The organism is Bifidobacterium sp. B4081 (assembly GCF_026537335.1).
Classification (GTDB): domain Bacteria; phylum Actinomycetota; class Actinomycetes; order Actinomycetales; family Bifidobacteriaceae; genus Bombiscardovia.
This window is the reverse complement of record NZ_JAFNMM010000002.1, coordinates 54,345-74,981: the sequence shown is the minus strand read 5'-3', so window position 1 is coordinate 74,981 and position 20,637 is coordinate 54,345. Positions and strand designations below refer to the sequence as shown.

The following is a 20,637-nucleotide window of genomic DNA, read 5'->3' as shown; positions in this document are numbered from 1 at the left end:
GGAAGGCATCTTTCATGCGTGTTGCTTCTAGGCGTGTCTCACGCCCTATTATCTGCGTCTTCGCTGTGCTCGCTGCCATGGGCCTGGGGCTCATGGCAGATGCGCATGCTGCCGGTGCTGAGCAATCAGACACCGATGCATTGGCAGAGGCTGAAATCAGGGGGGGGGGGGGGTGAGAGAGAAGCCCCGGCCCCAAGGCCGTCAGTCCCCGAACTAGACAGCCATCCTTCACCCTCTTTCATAGCAACACCCTCCGAGCATCCATCCCCACAAACCGCCCAATCAACACCACTGATCCAGCCCACGAACCCTCAGCCGGCATCAGGGAGCCATCCTTCACCCCTGGCGACGCTGAATTCTCTGGCCGCCACACAGCAGTCTCCAGGCCCGTCGCCAAGAAACGACGGAACCCATACGGTGCAGTTCACATCAGATGAGGGCACCACGGGCATGCCCGCCCAACAGATCGTGGCCGACGGCGGAACCGCTTCCTGGCCGCATGACGATCCATCCCGCCCGGGCTGGACATTCGACGGCTGGTTCCAGGGCGATGTCCCCTACGATTTCTCCAGGCCCGTCACTAAGGATACGAATCTGAAGGCCAGATGGGGGCAATGGGCGACCAACCCCACGAGCGGCCCCTGGCAGGGCGGCACAGACGTAACGGTGAATTCGCCAAAGGACCCGGTCCGACTCGCTCAGGTGTCCGCTGCCCAGTACCATTCCCTGGCATTGGGCAGCGACGGGAACGCCTACGCATGGGGTAGAAACGACTGCGGACAACTGGGCGACGGGACGACCACGGCGAGTAGAACGACTCCGGTGCCGGTATCCATGCCCGCGGGCGTCAAATTCACCCAAGTGTCCGCAGGCGGCTGGTATTCCATGGCCCTGGACCGCGACGGCAGGATCTGGACCTGGGGATTCAACGATGGCGGACGACTGGGCCGCGGCTCTGTCAACAGCTCCTACTCCACACCCGGCCTGGCTGACATCCCATCAGGCACAACCTTCAAAGCTATCAGCGCCGGGAACCTGCATTCCTTAGCCCTGGACACCAAAGGCAACATCTGGACCTGGGGCGTCAATTACAACGGCCAGCTCGGCCGTCCTCCATATGGCAGCAAGGCAAGCGACAACACGCCAGCAAAGGTGACCGCGCCGGAGGGAACCCTCTTCACGGCAATCAGCGCAGGCGTTTACCATTCCATGGCCCTGACCGCCGACGGCACCGCCTGGACCTGGGGGGACAACGGCGGCACAAGAGATGACTTTTATGGCGTACTGGGCCGCACGCCGACCGATGCCGCCCCCGCCAACAGGCCCGGCCAGGTCGATACCGACCGGAAGTTCACCGCAATCAGCGCTGGATACAACCATTCCATGGCTATCGGCGCCGACAACACCGTACTCACCTGGGGAGGCAACAGTTCAAAACAACTGGGACGCTCCGGCGACACAACCCGACCAGGACAGGTTCCCGGCATGACCGGCGCCACAGACATCAACGCCGGCTGGAACTACTCCACCGCCATCACCGACACCGGTGCCTGGGCATGGGGAAGCAACGACTACGGCCAACTCGGCACCAACACCGACACGACCATCCCCGCCCGCATGACAACCCCCGACGAAACACCCGCCCCTTTCACCTACACCAGCCTCAACACAGGAAACACCAGCCTCCACATGCTTGTCATCGGGTCTGATGGAAACACCTACAGCATGGGCCGCAACGACTACGGCCAACTCGGCACCAACACCACCAACAGCGCAACGAGCGGATCAGCGGCAGCCAATCCGAAGCCAGGCATGGTCTGGCGGTCAACCGACCGGCGGATAGCCTCCGTTCTTTTCGGCGACAGCCACAACGTCGGCGGCATCACCAAACGCGCCGACGGATGGCACGTTACCTCACCCCGGCACCATCTGGGCACCGTCACCCTCACCATCCAGTCCGCTGACGCCACAGGTGCAAGCCAACCCGACGACACCAGCCAGAGATTCACCTACACCGGCACTGCGGCCGCCGTCACTTTCAAGTCGGAGCACGGCGACCCAATACCCAACCAGCAGGTCGCCGTAGGCGACACCATCCAACGCCCGGACGATCCAAGCGAGGCGGGTTGGACATTTGACGGCTGGTTCCAGGGAAATGTCGCCTACGACTTCAGCAGACCCATCAAGGGGCCCACCACGCTGACCGCCAGGTGGACATTCGGCAATAACCAGTGGTCGATCCACCCCACGTCGGGTCCCCGGACCGGTGGCAACGATGTGCGCATCGACCCTCCGAACCGCATCGCCTTCTCCCAGGTGTCCTCGGGACAGTTTCATTCCCTGGCATTGGGCAGCGACGGGAACGCCTATGCATGGGGAAGAAACGACTGCGGCCAACTGGGCACCGACGGAATGGAAGGCGCCTCGGCGCGTCGAACCACCCCGGTGATGGTCAAGGTGCCCGATGGCGTGAAGTTCACCCATGTCTCCAATGGTGGCTGGTATTCCATGGCCCTGGACCGGGACGGCAGAATCTGGACCTGGGGAAACAACGAAGCCGGACGTCTGGGGCGCGGATCCGTGGGAGTGGGTAACTGCTATCCCACGCCGGGTCTTGCCTCCACCCCTCCAAATGTTCAGTTCATCGCCATCAGCGCCGGCAACATCCATTCCATGGCCCTGGACCGGGACGGCAACGTCTGGACCTGGGGGCAAAACAAGGACGGCCAGCTCGGCCGCCCGCCCTACGACGGTTCCATGAACGACATCACCCCTACGAAAGTGGCCATGCCCGAGGGAACCACCTTCACCGCGATCAGCGCCGGCGACCGGGATTCCATGGCCTTGGCCGCCGACGGCACCGCCTGGACCTGGGGCCGCTATGAAAAAACCAACACCCTTAGCGACTACTACGGTATACTGGGGCGCGATTCCAGCGATGCCTACCCCGCCGACAAACCAGGCCCAGTCGCCACAGATCTGAAGTTCACCGCGATCAGCGCCGGTGCATACGTATCCATGGGCATAGCCACCGACGGCAACATCTATACGTGGGGAGGCAATAAGCACAATGAGCTGGGACGCAGCGGAGAACGCACCCGCCCAGGACGGGTACCGGGCCTGACCGGCGCCATAGACATTAATGCAAGTTGGGACTTTTCCACCGCCATCACCGACACGGGCGCCTGGGCATGGGGAAGCAACCAATACGGCCAGCTTGGCACCACCTCCACCAACGGCAGCGACTCAGGCGTAGCCACACCCACGCGCATACCCAAACCGGACGGGGCGACGAGCGGCCTGACCTACTTCAGCCTCACCATCGGCAGCAACCACTGGCACATGCTGATCATCGGGTCGGACGGCAACGTCTACAGTTTCGGCCGCAACGACTGGGGACAGCTCGGCATCAACAGCGTCAACACCAGCAACGGGGCAGCGGCGGCCAATCCGAGACCAGCGGGCGTATGGTTCCCATGGCCCTTGACCGTGTCCTCCGTCACCTTCGACGGAAAGCCATCGATGATCGTGCCGGTCAGGAACCCTGACGGCTCCTGGAAGGTGCGCCCGCCGGCGCACGCTCCGGGCCCGGTGGATGTCAAAGTCTCCTGGTCACGACGGAACCTGGATTCCGGCACGGCTGCCCTGACCTACACGTATCTCACAGTCAGCCACCGGGTCCGATTCGACCCGGCCAACGGCGACCCGGTCACCAGCCATAACGTAGACGACTGGGGACAGGCCGTCCGGCCCGCAGCCGATCCGGGCCGCGCAGGATACAGGTTCGACGGCTGGTTCCAGGGCAACGTTGCCTTCGACTTCACCCAGCCCGTCACCAGCGATACAACCATCACTGCCAGATGGAGCCGACCAGGCCCCTGGACCCGCTCTCCTGCCTCAGGTCGCACATCCGGAGGCACCCGTCTGACCCTGACCCCGCCCGACTACGCGACCAACACCCGCCTGGCCGGCATCAGCGCCGACGGCACCCATTCGCTGGCCGTATCCAGCGACGGCCGTCTGTATGCCTGGGGGGACAACGACCACGGCCAACTCGGCAATCCCGACCGGGCCAGACGCTCCGCCCCCACCAGCGTTCCCACCCCCGATGACACCCGATTCACCCAAGCCACCGCAGGCGACAAATACTCCGCCGCACTCGACACCCAGGGACGCATCTGGACCTGGGGCGACAACGACCACGGCCAACTCGGCCATGGCACCACCAGCGGTGACGACCCGACACCACGGCAGGCCGATACCGGGGACACCAGGTTCACCCAGATCAGCGCCGGCGACGGCCATATGACCGCCCTCGACACCCAGGGCAGGGCGTGGACCTGGGGGGACAACACCCAAGGCCAGCTCGGCGACGGAAACACGGGCGGCTCCACCGGTACCCCGACCATGCGGGCCATGCCTCCCGCCACCCCCTCATGGCTGGTCTACACACAGATCCAGGCCGGCGGCCGCCATACCCTCGCCATCGCCAACAACGGCCGCATGTACGCTTGGGGCGACAACAACCACGGCCAGCTCGGCGACGGAAACACGGGCGGCTCCGCCGGTACCCCGACCCAGGTCCAGGCCCCGACAGGCACATCCTCCGCCTTCACATGGCTGCATGTCACCGCCGGCACCGACCACACCTTCGCCATCGGCTCCGACGCCGACACTGGCGACGACATTCCGTACACGTTCGGCTCCGATCAGCAGGGCCAACTCGGCGCAGGCAGCGGCACCGAGACCGGCCGACCCGTCAAACCCGGTCTGCCCGCAACCATCACCGCCATCTCCGCCGGCGGCCATGCATCCTTCGCCATCGACAGCCATGGAACCCTGCACGCATGGGGCGACAACACCCAGGGCCAACTCGGCGACAACACCACCACCAGCAGAGCCAAACCCGTCGCCATCGACGCACCTGCCTCCGACGCCACCTGGGTCCGCACCGCCGGCGGCACCGGACACACTCTCGCCATCGACAGCCATGGAACCCTGCACGCATGGGGCGACAACACCCAGGGCCAACTCGGCGACAACACCACCAGCAGCAGAGCCAAACCCGTCGCCATCGACTACCCCGACCTGCAGGTCGCCTCCATCGATTTCGGCGGGATGCCAGGAGCCGATCCCTCCCGACAGCCGGACGGCGCCTGGACCGTCATCGCGCCACCCAGACGGCATCGACCCGGCACGATACCTCTCGTCATCCACTGGAACCAGAACGGTCTTCCCCAACCAGATGCTGTCCTCGACTTCACCTATACCCCTGAGCGCTACACCATCACCTACGACAGCGACGGAGGCTCGCCCACACCACCATCGCAGACCGCGGACGAGGACACCACCGTCACCCGACCTGCCAATCCCGCCAAACCAGGTCAACAATTCGACGGCTGGTTCGACGGGAATGCCGCCTATGACTTCACCCAACCCATTCAGCAGGGCCACAACCTGAAAGCCAGGTGGAGCCCTGCAAACACCAAATGGACCCTCACCCCCACGCGCGGCATCGATACCGGCGGCGAGACCGTGACCCTCACCCCACCGCCAGCCGGCAACATGCGTCTGTCACAGGTCAGCGCCGGGTCAGGATACTCACTCGCGATCGGCAGCAACGGAAAAGCCTACAGCTGGGGAGACAATAGCTCCGGCCAACTTGGGGACGGCACGCGGACCAATCGGAACCAACCCATTGCTGTTGCCGCTCCGAAAGGGGCCAGACCCGGGTTCACCTGGCTGCAGGCCGCCGCAGGCACCACGATGAGCATCGGCTTGGGATCCGATGGGATGGCCTACGCCTGGGGCACCAACGCCACAGGCCTGGGCGACGGCACCACCAGCACCTCCACGATCCCTGTCAAGGTGGTCCTTCCGGCAGATGCAGCCCCAGGCTTCAGGTTCACTCAGGTGGCCGTAGGCAGAAGGCATATCCTGGCTCTGGGCAGCGACGGGAACATCTATGCCTGGGGATCCATCACAGGCGGGCTAGGTGATGGCAAGACCGGCAGTTCACCGATTCCGATCCGGGTAGCCAAGCCCGGCGAAGCCGCATCCGGCTTCTCCTACATCCAGATCAGTGCAGGAAGCGAGCACAGCCTGGCCATCGGCACCGACCGGAAGGTATACGCGTGGGGATCCAATGCCAATGGGAGACTCGGCCTTGGCGACGGAAGCAGCGAAAGCAAGGTGCCCAAACCGCTGGCAGTACCATCAGGCATGAGCGAAAGCCCCGTGTACATCCGGATCAGCGCCGGGTCATCCCACTCCGTGGCCCTGGACCAGGATGGGAGGGCCTGGGCCTGGGGGTCGAACAGCAACGGCCAGGTCAGACCCGACGGGGGCGACGAGCCCATACCCGTTCAAGTCGTCCTCCCCCGGGGTGCATCCGACAGCTTCGCCTATCAACAGGTGGCGGCCGGAGACAACCACAGCCTGGCCATCGGCACCGACCAGATGGTCTACGGTTGGGGAGACGACACCCACGGCCAACTCGGTGATGGACGCTCCCCCGAGCAGCCTGCCAAGGCCAGAAATCCCAAGGACAAGAGCCAGGGACTCAAGGCTGGAAGCATCAGCGCCGGCGACAACCACAGCCTGGCCATCGGCACCGACGGAACGGCCTATGGCTTCGGCCGAAACAGCACCGGGCAGAACGGGACCGGCTCCGACAACATCGATCTGGTGCTGGCCACCCGCATTGCCATCCCGCCCATGGGCATTCCCACCCGCCTTTCCTTCGGCGATGCCGACGGAACGATTGTCAGTGGGCAACCGGACGGGACCTGGCAGGCTATCACCCCCAGCCATAGATTCGGCCAGGTTTCCACCACCATCGAATGGACGCTGGCCGGGGAGCCGCAGACCCCGGACACGAGCAATATCTACATCTTCATGCATTCATGGATACTGCCGAATGCCGGCGGAAGGGGGATAATCCTCCTCCTGCTGATCGGGCTTATGGCATTGGCAGCCATCGCCGCCCAACGCAAGCACCGAATGCAGGAAGGCATGAGTTGATCAGGATCTCGCTCGAGTAAGTGGCCATAGCAGGGGAAGCTCCCCAGCTTCCCGGCCGGAAGGCAGCTCCGCCAGTAATATCCCCCTTGGCAGGCTGCCTTCTTTCTTGTTGTTCCCGATCAGAAGAAGGCCTGCCTCTTTGAAAAATATGCAACCAAGCGAATTCCTGGCTTGCTTCGCAGACGTGGAATCAGTCAGCATACGGCGTGCCGAATAGAGGCGGGGATGGCTTGCACACTCTGTCGCGATAGCCACAGCCCGACGACGATGCCAACCTTTTGCCAGTGACGACTTACCCCTGCGAACTCGTCATGGCATGAATGGCCTGGTCGGATTCGTCAACGATGCGCTCCATGGCCCTGCGGGCACCATCGCCGTCACCCTGGCGGATCAGAGCCGCCACGTCGCCATGGAGCCTCAGCGCCTGTTCATTGGCCCGCCGGGGCATGAGTTCATGGCGGGTGCGGCCCGCCAGGACAGCGGCCACCACGTCACCGAGGGCAGCGAACATGGCGTTTCCTGATGATTCCAGGAGTGTCCTATGAAAACATTCGTCAGCCTGGAGGTAGTCGGACTCATTCGCCCGGTTGGCGTGGGCCACCATGTCGATGGCGGCTTGAGTAAGGGCGGCCCATTGTTCCGGCTTGGCCCTGGATGCCGCGAGCCGTGCCGCCGTGGGCTCCACGCTTCCCCGCAGCTCCGAGAGCTCGTGGAGCGTGCTTTCCCGATCCGGTCCGCGCAGTCTCCATTCGATGACCATGGGGTCGTAGATATTCCAGACCCTGGCGGGGTTGACGGCGGCTCCCACCTTACGTTTTACCGTGACCAGCCCCATGGATTCGAGGACACGGGTCACCTCTCTGGTAACCGTTCGGGAGGGGAGCTCCCGACCTAGGGCCGGGGCGGGCAGACGCTCTCCTTGGGCTATATGGCCAGTGATGATGCCCATGCCCCATTGATCGAGCAGCCTGTCATGCAACGACGGTTCGGTTCCCATGAAATTCACTCTACCAATCATTCCCGGCGAGGTGTCCCGTACTGAAATACGGATGGGTCCTGCCATAATGAAAGAGCGGCAGCGTCGCTGCCGTCCACAGGGCGTGTACACTTATAGCAGTTAAAACATACATAATGTCATTTGGTCGATATTATGTCATGCAAAATAAAAAAATGAACCCGGGAGACCGGATTCGTCCGATTCCTCAGAGAAGAGGCAGCAATGCAAACCATATTGCACCTGGCAGCCGCCGAGCAGGTCCTGATCGCCGCTGGCGGGACCGCCAAGCTCAACACCACGCAGCTGGGCGTCAGTCTGATCCTCAGCCTGGCGGTGCTCATATTCCTAGTGACCGTCGTCAAACTCCACCCCTTCGTATCCCTCCTGGCGGCCGGACTGGTGGTAGGCATCGGATCAGGCTATGGACCCATGCCGACCTTGACCAGTTTCACCGGCGAGTTCGGCAACACCATGGGGTCAGTAGGCATCCTGATAGGTCTGGGAGCCATGATAGGCAAGGTGCTCATGGATACCGGCGCCACCGACCAGGTGGTCAACACCCTGGTATCCAAATCCTCCGCAGCCTCCATACCCTGGATCATGGCCCTGATAGGAGCCCTGATCGGCCTTCCCATGTTCTTCGAGGTAGGCTTGGTCATCCTGGTGCCGGTCATCATCCTGGTGGCCCAACGCACCAAGCTGCCCTTGATGCGCGTTGCGATCCCCACCCTGGCGGGCCTGTCGATCATGCATGCCTGCGTACCCCCCCACCCCGGCCCGCTGGCCGCCCTGAGCCAGTTCAAGGAAACCGGCAATGTAGGGCTGACCATGATGTTCGGCATCCCCTTCGCCCTGATCACCCTGGTCCTGGTCGGCCCCCTCTTCTCCAGGGTGGCCGCCCGGTGGGTTCCGGTCCAGGCACCTGCGGACTTTGTAGCCAAAAGCGATGAGGCCGGCAAGGAGGAGACCAAGCTTCCCTCATTCGGCATTTCCCTCTGCTGCATCCTTCTTCCCGCCGTCCTCATGCTCCTCACCTCAATCTTCGAAATCGCCTTGCCCGGTTTCAAGGACCGCACAGACGGATTCGCCCAGACCATCAACTTCATCGGCAACCCCGTCATGGCCCTGGCCATCGCCCTGGTCGTTTCCATGCTGGTGCTCAAGGCCGCCTCCGGAATATCCTGGAAGACCGTCAACGATTCCCTGGGCGCCTCCCTGCCCGCAGTGGCCGGCATTCTCCTGATCGTCGGGGCAGGAGGCGGCTTCAAGGGCGTCCTGGTTGCCACGGGCATCGGCAAGATCATCGGCAACTTCGTGGAGACCTCAAGCATCTCCATCTTCTTGTTGGGCTGGCTCATCGCGGTCTTCGTCCGTGTCGCCACCGGTTCAGCCACCGTCTCCATCCTGACCACGGCGGGCATCCTCAGCAACGCCATGACCATGATGCATGCCACCCCGATGGCCACCACCCTCCTGGTGATCGCCATCGGCGCCGGGTCCATATTCCTCTCCCACCTCAACGACGCAGGCTTCTGGCTGATCAAGGAGTACTTCGGCCTGAGCGTTGGCGAGACCCTGAAGACCTGGTCGGTTCTGGAATGTCTGCTGTCGGTCGTGGTCCTGGTTCTGGTCATGGTCGCCAGCCTGTTTGTGCCCATCGCCTCCTGAGCATCATCGTCACATCACTTTTCAGAAAGGTTGCACATGGTAGATACATCATTGCAGAATTCCGACGCGCTGAGCGCAGAAAGCCACCCGGAGCCCAAGGTCCCCTCGGCGGTCGACAACACGGTTCCATCTGACTATTTCCACGGCCGCACACCAATCCTGGTCATCATGGGCGTTTCAGGCTGCGGCAAGACCACCATGAACGAGCACCTTGGACGCAAGCTGGGCTGGGACATGGCAGAGGCCGACGACTTCCACCCCCAGGCAAACATCGACAAGATGGCCCGCGGCGTCCCCCTGACCGATCAGGACCGCTGGCCCTGGCTGGACAGCATCCATGATTGGATTGAGGACCACATACGTCGGGGGACGCCCGGGACCGTTACCTGCTCCGCTTTGAAGCGGATCTACCGTGACCGGCTGCGGATGCCGGGCGTGGTCTTCATCCACCTGAGCGGGGACTACGACTCCATCATGGAACGGCTCTCCAAGCGGAAGGGCCATTTCATGAAGCCGCAGATGCTACGCTCCCAGTTCGATGACCTGGAGCCCCTGGGACCTGACGAGATCCATCTGACCATCGACGTGGGGCTGCGCATGTCTCCTGAGATCGAGGCCGAAGAGGTCATCGACACTCTGGGGCTCCAGTGCGACGTCAAGGCGCACACCGCCCAGGTTCAAGCTGAGCGCGCCCGGCAGGCAGCCCGCCAGTAGCACCCGCGAATCGGCCCGACCGCGGCCGATAACCAACTATCGCGGTCAACTTCACACTGTTGCAGTTAAGAGTCAAGGGAGAGGAACTAACACTATGAAGATCGGCATGATTGGCCTGGGACGCATGGGCAAGAACATGGCAGACCGCCTGCGCACCGGCGGTCATCAGGTAGTCGGCTATGACATCGCGCCGGACTCGGGCAGGGATGTGGACAGCCTTGAGGCCCTGGTCCAGGCCCTGGAGACACCACGAGTGATCTGGGTCATGGTCCCGGCCGGCAAACCCATTGAGTCCACTCTCAATCAGCTGGGCGAGCTGATGGAGCACGGCGACCTGGTCGTGGATGGCGGCAACACTCGCTTCACCCAGGACCAGGAACACGCCCAGGCCCTGGCCGCCAAGGGCATAGGCCTAGTTGACGTGGGCACCTCCAACGGCATCTGGGGCAAGGAGAAGGGTTATGCTCTGATGGTCGGCGGCTCGGACCAGGACGTGGCCCGAATCCAGCCCATCCTGGACACCTTGAAGCCTGAGGGCGACTACGGTCTGGTCCACGCGGGAGGCACCGGCGCTGGCCACTATGCCAAGATGGTCCACAACGGCATCGAGTACGGGATGATGCAGGCCCTGGCCGAGGGGTACGCAGTCCTTGAGGCCTCCGACCTGATCAAGGAGCCTGGCGAAGTGGTGGAGTCCTGGCGCAAGGGCTCGGTCATCCAGTCGTGGCTGTTGGATCTGCTGGCCCAGGCTCTGAAGGATGACCCGCATCTGAGCGGGATCGCCGGCAAGGCCGACGAAACCGGCGAGACCAAGTGGATGATTGCGGACGCCCTGGAGCTGGGGGTGCCCACGCCGGCCATCACCTCGGCTCTCTATGCCCGCCAGTCCTCCAAGATCGAGGATCCCATGACCATGAAGGTGGTGTCCGCCCTGCGCAGCGCATTCGGCGGCCACCCCATCGTCAGGGAGTAACCGGATTCCGGGCTGGGTACCAGTAGGATCCCACTTGCGGGCGGATCTGGACCAGGGCGCTGTCATCGGCGAAATCCAAGGAGTCAAAGATGATTTCGCGATGGCAGCCGTCACCCCGGCCGTCCCTGGCGAACCTGTGGTAGGCCACGATCCAGTCATCCCGGCCCGGCACACGGGTGATGCAGTGGTGACCCGTGGCCAGAATCCCCTTGGCATAATCAGCCTCGATCAGGATCTGGGGTGCAGTCCAGGGCCCGTCCAGCGATGGCGCGCTGGACCAGCGGATCCGGTAGCTCGGATCCCTGGTGTCATTCTCCGACCAGGAGGCGTAGTAGATGTCTCCCCGTCGGCAGACAGTGATGGCCTCGCGGAAGTTGTCAGGCACGGCGGAGTGCACCGAGCCGTCCTCCAGGCGCCGGCCGTCCGGACTCAGCCGTGCCATGTAGGCACGGCCATTGCCCCATAGCAGATAGGGCACATCGTCGTCATCCACAAAGACCGAGGGATCGATGGGCAGGCAGTCGTAGTCCCCCCGGGCGATGAATGGCTCCTGGGCCGCCCGGAAGGGACCGGTTGGACCAGGTGCGACTGCTTGGCCGATCTGTCCGTCGGCCACAAAATACAGGATGCAGGTTCCCTGGCGCATCAGCAGGCAGGGAGCCCAGGCACCCTGTCCCCCATGCCACCAGGGGACCTGGTCCAGGTCCAGAATCTTTCTGCGGGTCCACTGGCACAGGTCCACGGATTCATAAACGTAGAAGGCATGCGAGGTCCATTCAGGCAGACCATCCTCGGTGCAGTACAGGTACCAGCGGTCCCCGATCATGACCAGATCCGGGTCCGCGCAGTAGCGATGCAGCGGGTTGCTTGCCAATCCCATCCTCTTCGATCCTGGATGTGCGTTTGCGAATTCCTCCATGGACTGTGACTCCGATTCCTTACGAGCGGAACGGCCGGAACCCCAACCGCCTCCATAGACTACGACCTTCCGATTGGTCGCCTTACCCCTTGACCGCTCCGGCAACCAGCCCGGAGACGATCCACTTCTGGCAGAAGATGAAGAAAACGAAGACCGGAATCAGGGCCAGGACCGTAATGGTCATGAAGCTGGGCCAGTCAGTGGTGAACTGGCCGACTGCGTTGTAGACCTGCAGGACGATGGTGCGCAGGTCGGAGCTACTGATGAAGACGTTGGCCGTCATGAAGTCGTTCCAGGTCGACATGGTCTGAAAGACCACCACTGTGGTCAGGATGGGCCTGATCAGGGGCAGCACAATGCTCCAGAAGATCCTTAGGGGCCCGGCCCCGTCGATCCTGGCGGCCTCAATGACCTCGAAGGGCAGGGACTGCATGTAGCCCACTATCAGGAAGTAGCAGAAGACCGCCCCGCCCAGGTACATGACGATCAGGCCCAGGAGCGTGTTGACCAGCCCCACACTGGACTCCATCCGGTAGAGGGGAATCAGGGTGGACTGGGTCGGAATGACGAAGGCGATCATGAGAATCACACCGATGACCGAGGTGAAAATCGACTTGCGCAGGATCATCCCATAGGCGGCCAAAGCTCCGATCAGCACCTGGAGGAGAACGCCGAAGAAGGTGACAATCAGGGTGTTGACCAGGCTTCGGACAATGGGCACCGTGGCGAAGGCCCGCGTGTAGTTGCGCAGCGTCCACTGCTTGGGCAGGCCCAGGGGATTGGTGGCCATGTCGGGGACGGTCTTGAAAGTGTTGATCAGGATGTACCAGAGGGGCACGGCGCAGATCAGGGCGATGATCAGCACCACCACGCTCCTGACCGCCGAACGCTGCCGTTCCCGCTGGCTCAGGGTCAGGGTCGGGCTCTTGCTGCTACTCATTGGAACCTCCTGGAAATCAGACTGGCGGCGCCCATCTGAGCGAAGACCACAAGGGCCGTGGCCACGGTGAACAGGACTGCTAGAGCCGAGCCCAGCCCATACTGGGACTGGCCGATACCCTGTTGAATGATGGACTGGGTCACCGTATAGGTGGAGTACCCGGGGCCGCCCTTGGTCATGGTGTAGGGCAGGTCGTAGACCTTGAGGCCGCCTGACATAAGCAGGAAGCTGGAGGTGACGATGCCCGGGATTAGCTGGGGCAGGGTGATGTGGACGAACTGCTGGCGGCTGCTGGCCCCGTCCACCGTGGCCTGCTCATAGAGGTCTTCGGGAATGGATTGCAGGAAGGCCAGGTAGAGCGTGGCGTGCCAGCCTATCTGCGCCCAGACTGCGATGAAGATGACGCAGCACCGGGCCAGGGTCGAATTGGACAGCCAGGGTACCGGCCCAAGGCCGAAGACACCCAGGACGGTGTTGAAGACGCCTGACTTCATGGGCGAGAAGATGTACTTCCAGACCATGCCCATGATGGCCAGCGATGGCACGCTGAAGAAGAAGAACAGGGAACGGGCGAAGTTGCGGCCCCAAAACTTCCGGTTAAGCGTAACAGCCAAAGGGATGGCGAAGATGGTCACCAGGACCGTCTGGGCCACGGCGTACAGGATGGTGAACACAAGTCCCTGCATGGTCGAGGCGTCGGTGAACACGCTGTGGTAGTTCTTCCAGCCCACATAGTGCATGTTCAGGCTGTAACCGTTGAAGTCGGTCATCGAGTAGATGATGGTCTGCACCAGCGGCACGGCGAAGAGAACGACGAAGACGGCCAAAATAGGCAGGAGGAACCAGAAAGAGGTCAGATCCTGCCGCAGGCCGAGCGTGCGCCGTCGATGGGCGTTGGCACGCTCCGCCGCAGATTGTGAAGCCATGGTCCAGCCCCTTCCTACTTGACCGAAGCCATCTTGTCGTCGATAGCCTTGGCCCACTGATCCAGATTGATGGACCCCTGGACCAGCTGCTGGGTCTCGGACTGGCGGACGGTGGTCAGCACGTCCGGCTTGGCATAGAAGTTCATGAGCAGGAAGTAGTGGCCCGGCTGCACGTTGGTCCGGTAGACCTGCTCATACTCGGGCTTGACCTTGGCCTTGAACCCCTGGACCGTGATGGCATCCCCGTTGTCGGCCGAACGCTGCAAGGCCCAGTGGCTATCCATGAAGGTCAGGAACTTCTGGGCAGCCTTGAGCTTGTCGCCCTTGAGGCGGGAGTATATGGCGTAGGCGGGCGATGGCGACCCCTGTGCGTAGTTGACCGTGTTCCTCTCCATAAGCGGCATGGGGGCCATGCCATACTTGAGCCCAGCCTGGCCTATGGATGGCAGGTCCCAGGGGCCGGTGCAGATCATGGCCACCTGGCCGTTGATGAACTGGGTCTTCATATCGTCGCCGCTGATGCCGACCGTGTCACGGGTGACCAGGCCCTGGTCGTAGAGCTTCATCCAGGCCGCAACCGCCTCACGTTGGTCGCCGCCGGGCTTTTGAGGGCGGCGATCGATCAGGCTGGTCACATCAACCTTGTCCCTGTCGAACTGCGAGCCCATGAAGGCATCGGGAATCCTGCTGGGGCCATCGGCGATGGTCTCCAGGAAGGGCGTGACTCCGGCGGCCTTGAGCTTCTTGCACAGCTGCAGGAACCCGTCCCAAGTCTCTGGGACCTCCTTGGCGCCCGCCTTGGCCAGAAGGTCCTTGTTGTAGACGATGCCGGAGGCCCAGGAGGACACGGACATGCCGTAGACCTTGCCCTGATGGCTGACGAAGTCCTTGTTGGCCTGGGAGATGTTGTGCATGAAGGGCTCGTTGGTCAGGTCGCGCACGTAGCCGTTCTTGATCAGGTCAGCCTTATTCTCGGAGGTGATGATGAACACATCCGGGGCCTGGTTACCGACCAGTCGGGTCTGCAGGGTCTGGATGTACTCAGGGGTAGGCGGCGAATAGCTGAAGTCCACCTTGATCCCTGGGTTCTGCTGCTCGAATTGGTCGATGTATGGCCTCATCACCTGTTCGTTGTTCCATGACAGGAAGGTCAGCGCAGTCTTGGACCCGTCAGCGCCGCCAGCCCCGCAGGCACCCATGGCCGACACCAACATGCCGACACCCAGCGCCGCAGCTATGCCCCTCCATGCTCGCTTCAGCTTCATGACTCCTCCTTGCAATCAATCCTCTGAACATCTCTCCGGGCTGTTCAACGTCGAGACCCGGGAATTGACACGATTCAACTCCTGTCACAACATGGTATATCACGTTGATTGAATCGTGTCAACTATATTCTGATAAGGCCACCCACGTGCCTAGGATAATGGCTGAACCCCGGGAAAGGTGCGAGATGGTGACGATGAGCGATGTAGCCAAGGAGGCGCAGGTCTCTCGGGCCACTGCTTCCTATGCCCTTCGAGGCGATAAACGCATAGCGGATGACACCAGGCGCAGGGTCCTGCTTGCCGCCCACAAGCTCCGCTACTCGGCCAATCTGTCGGCCAGAAGCCTGCGCTCAGGCAAGAGCGGAATCATCGGCGTAGCCATCTTCGAGCTGGACAAGCCTTATCCCGCGCAGATGAGTGCGGCCATCTCCCGGCAGATCAACGCCCACGGTATGCAGGCCATCATTCAGCAGACCTCCAACTCCAAACAGGACGAGGTCTCCATTCTCCGGCATGTGACCAGCCAGCTCTGCGACGGAACCATCTTCAGTCCGGGCAGCATCACCAATGAGGAGATGCAGGAGCTGGCCGATGGCAAGCCTCTGGTGCTGCTGGACGACCCCTCAGCCGAGCCGGTCTTCGATTCGGTCATGACGGCCGGGTTCGAGGGAGCCGCCATGGCTGTGCAGCACCTGCTGGACTGCGGATGCCGACGAATAGGCGTGGTGGGTGCCGACATGACGGCCAGCACAGATCCGGTCCAACGGCACTCGGTTCGCGGTCGCAGGGTGGCCGGCTGCCTGAAGGCTCTGAAGGACGCCGGAATCAAGGCCCGTCCCAAAGACTTCCTGCCCCTGGACCGCTGGGACGGAGAAATGGCGCGCGACCTGGGCCATCATCTGGCGGACACATCCGGCCAGCCCTTTGACGGCATCTTCTGTATGACCGACTCTCTGGCCTTAGGTCTGATTCGTGGACTGCACGAATGCGGCGTGGAGGTCCCCAGGGACCTGGCCGTCGTGGGATTCGACGGCATTCAGGAGGGAGAGTCCTACATACCCTCGCTGACCACTATCAGCACCGACAAGGACGACCTGGCCCGCAAGGCGGTGGATGCCCTGCTGACCCGTCTGCAGGGAAGCGATGAGAATCATCCCCCCACCCGGACGACCGCCGCCTGCCGGCTGGTGGTCCGGGAATCCACAGCCAAGATCCGCTGACAGGATGATAAAAAGGGGTCCGCGCTGCCGTCTCAGCGGCTGTGCGAACCTTTACGATTCTGGCGAGAAACTCAGTCCTGCTTGATCTCGGACTTGTCCTCGGCCCAGAGGGTGTGGAAGACACCCGGCTGGTCCACGCGTCCATAGGTGTGGGCGCCGAAGAGGTCACGCTGGCCTTGGATCAGGGCGGCGGGGAGCCGGTCGGAACGCAGTCCGTCGTAGTAGGACAGGGAGCTGGCGAAGACGGGGACGGGGATTCCGGCCTGGGTGGCGCTGGCCACAACACGCCGCCAGGAATCCTGAGCCTGCTCGACCGCCTGCTTGAAGAAGGGGTCGAAGAGCAGGGAGCCCGGCTCACGGCCAGAGGCATAGGCATCCGAGATCCGGTTCAGGAACTTGGCTCGGATGATGCAGCCGCCACGCCAGATGCGGGCGATGGCACCCATGTCCAGCTTCCAGCCGTAGACCTGGGCGCCCTCCTGCATCTCGTTGAACCCCTGGGCGTAGGCCACGATCTTGGAGGCGTAGAGGGCCTGACGGATGTCCTCAATGAAGGACTTGCGAGCCTCGGGATCGGCGGCCAGGTCGGCCATGACGGCCTTGGGCTGCGGCCCCTTCAGGCCCTCCTGGGCCGCTTGGCTGCGCAGCTCGGGCGAAGAGGACAGTCCCCGGGCGAAGACGGCCTCGCCAATGCCGGTCACGGGCACGGCAAGATCCAACGCGGTCTGCACGGTCCAGGTGCCGGTGCCCTTCATGCCGGCCTGATCGGTGACGATGTCGATGAAGGGCTTGCCGGTGGCTGCATCAGTGTGATGGAGCACCTCGGCGGTAATCTGCACCAGGTAGGAGTTCAGATCCCCCTGGTTCCACTCTTCGAAGACCTGGGCGATGGCCTCGGGCTCCATGCCCAGACCCCGACGCATCAGGTCATAGGACTCGGCGATCACCTGCATGTCCGAGTACTCGATGCCGTTGTGGACCATCTTGACGAAGTGGCCCGCCCCGTCGGTGCCGATGTGGGTGACGCAGGGTTCGCCATCAACCTTGGCGGCGATGGACTCCAGAATGGGCCCCAGGGTCTCCCAGGACTCATCGGTCCCGCCGGGCATCATGGAGGGCCCCAAGAGGGCGCCCTGCTCGCCTCCGGAGACGCCGCAGCCCACGAAGTGCAGCCCACGGGCCCGGATGGCCTTCTCGCGGCGGATGGTGTCCTTGAAGTAGGCGTTGCCGGCATCGACGATGATGTCGCCAGGCTCCATCAGATCGGCCAGGTCATTGATCATCTGGTCGGTGGGATCCCCGGCCTTGACCATGATGATGGCCGTACGGGGCTTGGTCAGCGAGGCCACGAACTCCTGCAGGGTCTTGGCCGGAACGAACCGGCCCTCCTGGCCATGATCGTTGATCAGGGTCTCGGTGCGCGAATAGTGGCGGTTGTAGACCGCTACGGTATTGCCGTGCCGTGCCAGGTTCCTGGACAGGCTGGCACCCATGGCGGCCAGACCCACGACTCCGATATTGGCTTGAGCTTGTGTCATCACATCACCTTTCGACGGTAGCCCGGAAAGGCCGGGCACCAGGTTCCATGCCGTCAATTCTATGGCCCGGACTCGATTTGAGCCAGGCTCCCCGGGGTGAGATTCCACTCATTCAGCCCTTGTGGTGCTTGCCGCCCTTGATCTTGCGGGAGGGCAGGACCACGCGCGTCAGCTTGGGAACCGCCCTGGTGGAGACGAACAGGGGCTGCACCTCCACGATGGGGTTGTAGGGAGCCAGGCCGAACCACTTGATCGGCGAGCCCGCCACCTTGCGGATGGCGTACTTGACCTTCAGCGAGAAGGCACCGCGGGAGTCGATCTTGGACTCGGGCATCAGGGCCTTATGAACCAGCACATAGGTGACCGTGCCGATCTGCGGATCCTCGTCCACCTTGGGATAGATGGAAGGCTGCTTGGGTAGCTCGCCGCTGTCAATCAGCTCGTGCATGATCTGGTGCAGGTAGGTGGCCACATTCTGGTCCACCTTGAAGCCCAGCCTCATACGCACACGGAAGAGGTAGTTGGTGCCGAAGTTCTCCACCGAATACTTGCGGGTGTAGGGGGCGTCCGTGGTCTGGACCGAGACGGCCCACCAGGCGCGAGCCCGCTTGGGCCGGTTGGCGAAGATGGAGAAGAAGATGTCGGTGTCCAGCCGTCGCATCTCCGCATCCGAGGTCAGATAGACCAGGTTGTCTGCGTAGTAGGGAACGCGGAAGTCATTGTGGAGCATCTCCAGGGCGGGCAGACACTCCTTGGCCGTCATATGCCGCCGTTGCGAGCGCTCCACCTTGGTACCCACATCCCAGGTGTACATGATGTAGAGGATGGCCGCGGTCAGCAGCATGGTGAACCAGCCGCCGTGCATGAACTTGGCCATGGAGGCCATGAAGAAGAGGATCTGGATGGCCAGGAAGACCAAGGCGAAGAGCAGAGAGAACACGCGCTTGCCATCGTGCCAGATGTAGTCGGCCAGCAGGACGGTCGTGGTGATCATGGTCACCGTCAGGGCCAGTCCATAGGCGGCCGAGATGTGCTCGGAATCCTTGAAGATGGCCAGCACCGTCAGCGTGGCCGCGCACAGGACCCAGTTGATGGTAGGGATGTAGAGCTGGCCGCGAGTACGCGCCGGGTAGCGTACCTGCAGGTGGGGCATCCAGTTGAGGCCGGTGGCCTCCGAGACCATGGTGAAGGCGCCCGTGATCAGGGCCTGCGAAGCGATGACACCGGCCGTCACCGACAGAAGAACCGCCACGTAGCGCACGGTGGTGGGCATCATCTGGAAGAAGGGGTTGAGTCCGTCCACGCCCTGCAGGGCCTGATTGTCGGTGTTGCGCAGAATCCACGCCCCCTGGCCGAAGTAATTGAAGACCAAGGCGATGTTGATGAAGGGCCAGGTGGCGTAGATGTTGCCACGGCCCACGTGGCCCATGTCGGAGTAGAGGGCCTCGGCTCCCGTAGTCGACAGGAAAACCGTGCCCATGATGGTCAGGCCCACCGGGTTCTGCGGGCTGAAGAGGAAGCGAATCCCGTAGACCGGGTTCAGGGCCTCGAAGATGGACCAGTCGTTGCCGATGCAGTAGATGCCGATCAGGGCCAGGAAGGCGAACCAGACCATGACCACGCTGCCGAAGACCTTGCCGATCCGCTCGGTTCCGCGCGATTGGACGGCAAACAGGATCAGGATGATCACGAAAGTGATGACCATGGTCAGGTTCCCGTTTTCACGGAAGATCGGAGTCAGGATGGGGATGGTCTTAAGGCCTTCGACTGCCGAGGAGATGGAGACCGCAGGAGTCAGCACCGAATCAGCCAGGAAGGCTGCACCACCGACCATGGCCGGAATGGCCAGCCATTTGCCGTAGTGCCGAACCAGGGTGTATAGGGCGAAGATGCCGCCCTCGCCCTTGTTGTCGATGCGCATGGCCACCAGGACATATTTGACCGTGGTGATCAGCGTGATGGACCAGAAGACCAGGGAGAGCATACCCAGCACGGCCGGCCTGTCCACACGGGCCATGCCGCCCTGGCCGGCCACGAAGGCCTGCATAGTGTACAGGGGCGAGGTGCCGATGTCGCCGTATACCACGCCCAGGGCCACGATGCACATGCCCAGGCTGATTCTGTCTGGCGAGGACTGCACCCGCCGCCACCAGCGGCCCAGAGGACCCTTCGGCGGGTTGCGGCGACGCTGGGCCGCCCGTTGGGCCTCGCGCCGAACCCGCTTGAGCTCGTTCTCCTCCTCCCGGGTGCGGGACTTGGCCGAGATCTTGGGAGCCTTGGTGAAGCTCTCCTGAGGAAGTATCGATTCTTTCGTCGGCCGACCTTTACGGCGGGCCGTCGTCGGCTTCGCCGCTTTTTCACCGGATAACCGGGGTGGTTCGTCAGCGCCCCTGCCATCATCCTGAGCCGCCAACTCATGCCGCTCATCCGCCATAGAGCCCTCCATCGGCCAAT

At 62.7% G+C, this 20,637-nt stretch carries 12 protein-coding genes; 5 read left to right on the top strand and 7 right to left on the bottom strand.

Annotation, left to right across the window (positions count from 1 at the left end):
• The first annotated feature begins 417 nt into the window (after positions 1 to 417).
• Positions 418 to 7,023 carry an InlB B-repeat-containing protein gene (locus J3T92_RS06000; RefSeq protein ID WP_267400415.1) on the top strand — a complete coding sequence of 2,202 codons (6,606 nt, stop codon included), beginning with the start codon at positions 418 to 420 and terminating at the stop codon, positions 7,021 to 7,023.
• A 292-nt stretch (positions 7,024 to 7,315) separates the two neighbouring features.
• Here J3T92_RS06000 and J3T92_RS05995 read toward each other — a convergent pair whose 3' ends face one another.
• Complete coding sequence (locus tag J3T92_RS05995) at positions 7,316 to 8,020, bottom strand: FadR/GntR family transcriptional regulator (protein WP_220236755.1); 705 nt, start codon at positions 8,018 to 8,020, stop codon at positions 7,316 to 7,318.
• 222 nt (positions 8,021 to 8,242) lie between these two features.
• Here J3T92_RS05995 and J3T92_RS05990 point away from each other — a divergent pair, with 222 nt between their 5' ends.
• Genes J3T92_RS05990 through gnd form a run of 3 tightly spaced genes read left to right on the top strand, consistent with a single transcriptional unit; the run spans position 8,243 to position 11,375 of the window.
• Complete coding sequence (locus J3T92_RS05990; RefSeq protein WP_258561531.1) at positions 8,243 to 9,688, top strand: GntP family permease; 1,446 nt, start codon at positions 8,243 to 8,245, stop codon at positions 9,686 to 9,688.
• A gap of 36 nt (positions 9,689 to 9,724) precedes the next feature.
• Positions 9,725 to 10,402: a gluconokinase gene (locus J3T92_RS05985; RefSeq protein WP_267400410.1), complete on the top strand. Its 678-nt coding sequence runs from the start codon at positions 9,725 to 9,727 to the stop codon at positions 10,400 to 10,402.
• Positions 10,403 to 10,430: 28 nt separating this feature from the next.
• Positions 10,431 to 11,375 carry a phosphogluconate dehydrogenase (NAD(+)-dependent, decarboxylating) gene (gnd, locus tag J3T92_RS05980; protein WP_267400613.1) on the top strand — a complete coding sequence of 315 codons (945 nt, stop codon included), beginning with the start codon at positions 10,431 to 10,433 and terminating at the stop codon, positions 11,373 to 11,375.
• Here the strand turns inward: gnd and J3T92_RS05975 are convergent.
• The 4 genes from J3T92_RS05975 to J3T92_RS05960 all read right to left on the bottom strand — a co-directional run bounded on the left by J3T92_RS05975 (position 11,365) and on the right by J3T92_RS05960 (position 15,425).
• Positions 11,365 to 12,255 carry a family 43 glycosylhydrolase gene (locus tag J3T92_RS05975; protein ID WP_267400409.1) on the bottom strand — a complete coding sequence of 297 codons (891 nt, stop codon included), beginning with the start codon at positions 12,253 to 12,255 and terminating at the stop codon, positions 11,365 to 11,367. The genes gnd and J3T92_RS05975 overlap by 11 nt on opposite strands.
• Before the next feature lie 121 nt (positions 12,256 to 12,376).
• Positions 12,377 to 13,234, bottom strand: a complete 858-nt coding sequence (locus J3T92_RS05970) for a carbohydrate ABC transporter permease (RefSeq protein ID WP_267400407.1) — start codon at positions 13,232 to 13,234, stop codon at positions 12,377 to 12,379.
• The gene (locus J3T92_RS05965) at positions 13,231 to 14,160 is read right to left on the bottom strand and encodes a carbohydrate ABC transporter permease (RefSeq protein ID WP_267400405.1); all 930 of its coding nucleotides are present in this window, start codon (positions 14,158 to 14,160) and stop codon (positions 13,231 to 13,233) included. Before J3T92_RS05965 ends, J3T92_RS05970 begins: the two co-directional genes overlap by 4 nt.
• Before the next feature lie 14 nt (positions 14,161 to 14,174).
• The gene (locus J3T92_RS05960) at positions 14,175 to 15,425 is read right to left on the bottom strand and encodes an ABC transporter substrate-binding protein (protein WP_267400403.1); all 1,251 of its coding nucleotides are present in this window, start codon (positions 15,423 to 15,425) and stop codon (positions 14,175 to 14,177) included.
• A gap of 185 nt (positions 15,426 to 15,610) precedes the next feature.
• Here J3T92_RS05960 and J3T92_RS05955 point away from each other — a divergent pair, with 185 nt between their 5' ends.
• Positions 15,611 to 16,645: a LacI family DNA-binding transcriptional regulator gene (locus J3T92_RS05955; protein WP_267400401.1), complete on the top strand. Its 1,035-nt coding sequence runs from the start codon at positions 15,611 to 15,613 to the stop codon at positions 16,643 to 16,645.
• A 71-nt stretch (positions 16,646 to 16,716) separates the two neighbouring features.
• Here the strand turns inward: J3T92_RS05955 and gndA are convergent, their stop codons facing one another.
• On the bottom strand, positions 16,717 to 18,183 hold the full coding sequence (gene gndA / locus J3T92_RS05950; RefSeq protein WP_267400399.1) for an NADP-dependent phosphogluconate dehydrogenase: 1,467 nt from the start codon (positions 18,181 to 18,183) through the stop codon (positions 16,717 to 16,719).
• A gap of 112 nt (positions 18,184 to 18,295) precedes the next feature.
• Positions 18,296 to 20,617 carry a KUP/HAK/KT family potassium transporter gene (locus J3T92_RS05945; RefSeq protein ID WP_267400396.1) on the bottom strand — a complete coding sequence of 774 codons (2,322 nt, stop codon included), beginning with the start codon at positions 20,615 to 20,617 and terminating at the stop codon, positions 18,296 to 18,298.
• Positions 20,618 to 20,637 lie beyond the last annotated feature (20 nt).